Raw genomic sequence first — 3,372 nt, forward strand, 5'->3', positions numbered from 1 at the left:
CGCCTAAAGTCCAAAACGCCGCTGCTTGGAAATAATGGGAAAGCTGATATATTCCATTTTGGAGTGAGGAGCGGATTTTCACCCGCCCCTCGTTTTGCTGACTAGTTGAATTGAACCCGGATGCTGAGTGACCAGCTTATCCGGGTTCTCTTCATTGTCAGTGTGACGCTAAACGGTAAAAAACCGCATAGTTCACCTCCAAGTTTCAAAGGCAAGGCTTTGCCGGAGTCGGAGTAGTCAATCTTCCCCGATGTACCGGTTCACTCAATACGTGCCGCTTCTGCCTAGAGAACCCTCCACACATGGCTGGAATTGTCGCAGACCACAACGAATGCAGGGTTGCATAAGAGGCCGGTTAACGGTGCTGTGGGTTGTCCCGAGATCACTAGCGCTGCCATCTTGATTGCGTCGCAATTGCCGGTTTAATGCGGAGCATGACGACAGAGAACAAGCCATCGTGGATTAGACTTGCCGCCGTATTGATACCGGTGACGTTTTCGCTGCCGCTGGTATTGGGATTTTTCGGCGCGGCCCATCCGCTGTTCGATTCCTTTGCGCATTTCCGCATGCATCTTGCAGTGCTGATGGCCATATCGGCCATCCCAGCCCTTATTCTTGGACTGTGGCAAGAAGGTTTGATGGCAATGGTGTTGGCACTGACCGCGCTTGGTTCAGTGCTTGTTCCCTCCCCTGCACCTTCCGCAGAAGCTGAAACAGCCCAGCCGGAATACAAACTGATGCAGCTGAACCTGCGCTACGACAATCGTCACCAGGCTGACGTCCTTCGCTTGATCGCGCAAGAAGCGCCCGATGTCATCACCTTGCAGGAAGTATCCACTGCGTGGCGCCCCAAACTGAAAGCGATCGAAGCACGCTATCCCTATAATCTTTACTGCCCTAACCGCAGCCATATTGGCGGCGTTGCAATTCTCTCCCGCCGCCCATTCGCGCTCGGTACCACGCCACAATGTGTCGACAGTCTGATTGGTTTGGCACGCATTGATTTCGGCGGACGCAGCGCCGTTATTACTGTAATCCACCTCGACTGGCCGTGGCCCTATGGCCAAGCCAGCAATGTTGAGGCGATCAAGCCCTACTTCGAGCGGCTCCAAGGTCCAATGATTATTGCTGGTGATTTCAACGCGACATCCTGGAGCCAGACACTTAAAACCATCACTGAAGCGAGCAAGACATCTTCAGCCGAAGGGTTGCGGCCGAGCTGGCTCGTCAACGGCTCATTGGCGCATGCGGCCCGCTGGGTTGGCCTGCCTATCGATCACATCCTCGTTTCCGACCGAATTATCCAAACGCGCGTCGAAACACTGCAGCCTGTCGGCTCGGATCATTTGCCGCTGCTGCTACGCTTTACGATCAGCGGCGTTGATGACAATGGCGGTCCAGATCAACAAACGGTACTGAGGCAAGGCAATTACATATTCTGATAGACTGGTCCTTCGCCGCCCTGTGGTGGCACCCAGTTGATGTTCTGATTGGGGTCCTTGATATCGCATGTCTTGCAGTGGACGCAGTTCTGCGCGTTGATCACGAACTTCGGCCCGGTTGCCTCCTCGACCCACTCATAGACACCGGCCGGGCAGTAACGTGCCGACGGTCCTGCATAGACTTCGAGCTCGGAGCTTTTCTGCAGGCCCATATCTTTGACGATCAGGTGAACCGGCTCGTTTTCCTCATGATTGGTGTTCGACAGGAACACCGAGGACAGACGGTCGAAGGTCAGGACACCATCGGGCTTTGGATAGGCGATTGGCGCGTATTTGCTCGCAGGTTCGAGGGAGGCTGCATCGGTCTTGCCATGCTTCCACGTGCCGAAGGGTGACCAGCCGCCAAAGACCGTGTTGAGCCACATATCGAGGCCGCCCAGCATGACGCCACCGATTGTGCCTAGCTTCGACCACATGGGCTTGACGTTACGCACACGCTTCAAATCCTTGCCGATCTCACTTGAGCGCCAAGCGTTCTCGTAGGCAATGAGCTCATCATTGGCATGCCCGGCGGCGATCGCTTCCGCCACATGTTCGGCGGCCAGCATGCCCGAGAGCATGGCATTGTGCGAACCCTTGATACGCGGCACATTGACGAAGCCAGCCGAGCAGCCTAGCAGCGCTCCTCCGGGGAAAGACAGCTTCGGCACTGACTGCCAACCGCCTTCAGTGATCGCGCGCGCACCATAGCCCAGGCGCTTGCCGCCTTCGAAGAGGCCACGAATCGACGGATGGGTCTTGAAGCGCTGGAACTCCTCGAATGGCGAAAGATAGGGATTCTTGTAGTTGAGGTGCATGACGAAGCCGACGGCGACCGTATTGTCCTCAAGATGGTAGAGGAATGACCCGCCGCCTGTCTTCATGTCCAGCGGCCATCCGAACGAATGCTGCACCAGGCCCAGCTTGTGCTTTGCCGGATCAACCTGCCACAATTCCTTCAATCCGATACCGAATTTCGCCGGCTCCTTACCTTCATCGAGCTTGAATTTGTTGATCAATTGCTTGGCGAGCGAACCGCGCGCGCCTTCCGCGATCAGGATATACTTTCCGAGCAGCGCCATGCCCCGCGCATAGGCCGGTCCGGGACTGCCGTCCTTCTCGATGCCCATGTCACCGGTGGCAACACCGACAACAGCGCCGTTGTCGTCGTAAAGCACTTCCGAGGCAGCAAAGCCCGGGTAGATTTCTACGCCCAGCTCTTCTGCCTTGGTGCCGAGCCAGCGGCAGACATTGCCAAGCGAGACGATGAAATTGCCATGATTGTTCATCAAGGGCGGCATGGCGAAATTCGGGAGACGCACCGAGCCGGAATGTCCGAGAACCAGAAAATGATCGGCCGTAACCGGCGTCTTGAAGGGATGCCCTTCTTCGTCGCGCCAGCCCGGCAGGAGCTTGTCGACGCCGATCGGGTCGACCACAGCGCCCGAAAGGATGTGCGCACCGACTTCGCCGCCCTTTTCCAGAATTACAACCGACAATTCCGGATTGATCTGCTTGAGCCTGATTGCAGCGGATAGACCAGCCGGCCCTCCTCCAACTATGACGACATCAAACTCCATGCTCTCGCGCTCTGGAAGTTCGGTTACCTCGCTCATGCAATCCTCCTAAGAATCATTCCCGTAAGCACTTTTGTGCAGTATTTTTCCCGATTTGTAGCGCAACAATAGCCATATGACACAGACAGTCATGCATTCCAGATGCGGCCAATTGCCCTCATTTCACGACGATCGGCGGAATCTAAATTACTTTAACGTAAACGTCAATATTTTGCACTTTCATAGATTGTTTGCACGGGATGCGGTTTCAGTCATAATTCAGCTTATTGTCTCGCATGCCAACTGATGGGAGACCTGATGAAACGATACCGCAC

2 protein-coding genes are annotated in these 3,372 nt (G+C 55.4%); one reads left to right on the forward strand and one right to left on the reverse strand.

Annotated elements, in window-relative coordinates; all coding sequences use genetic code 11:
• The first annotated feature begins 434 nt into the window (after positions 1–434).
• Positions 435–1,442: an endonuclease/exonuclease/phosphatase family protein gene (locus ACXJ5O_RS22230; protein WP_457301790.1), complete on the forward strand. Its 1,008-nt coding sequence runs from the start codon at positions 435–437 to the stop codon at positions 1,440–1,442.
• On the opposite strand, the gene ACXJ5O_RS22235 is transcribed toward ACXJ5O_RS22230, so the two are convergent.
• Positions 1,430–3,097, reverse strand: coding sequence for an electron transfer flavoprotein-ubiquinone oxidoreductase (locus tag ACXJ5O_RS22235; RefSeq protein WP_457301791.1), 1,668 nt, complete (start codon positions 3,095–3,097; stop codon positions 1,430–1,432). The genes ACXJ5O_RS22230 and ACXJ5O_RS22235 overlap by 13 nt on opposite strands.
• Positions 3,098–3,372: the final 275 nt, after the last annotated feature.

Source organism: Phyllobacterium sp. P5_D12 (assembly GCF_054049495.1).

Excerpts from the sequence above, each read along its gene's own strand:
- ACXJ5O_RS22230 (WP_457301790.1), top strand. The coding sequence starts at position 435 with ATGACGACAGAGAACAAGCCATCGTGGATTAGACTTGCCGCCGTATTG.
- ACXJ5O_RS22235 (WP_457301791.1), bottom strand. The coding sequence starts at position 3,097 with ATGAGCGAGGTAACCGAACTTCCAGAGCGCGAGAGCATGGAGTTTGAT.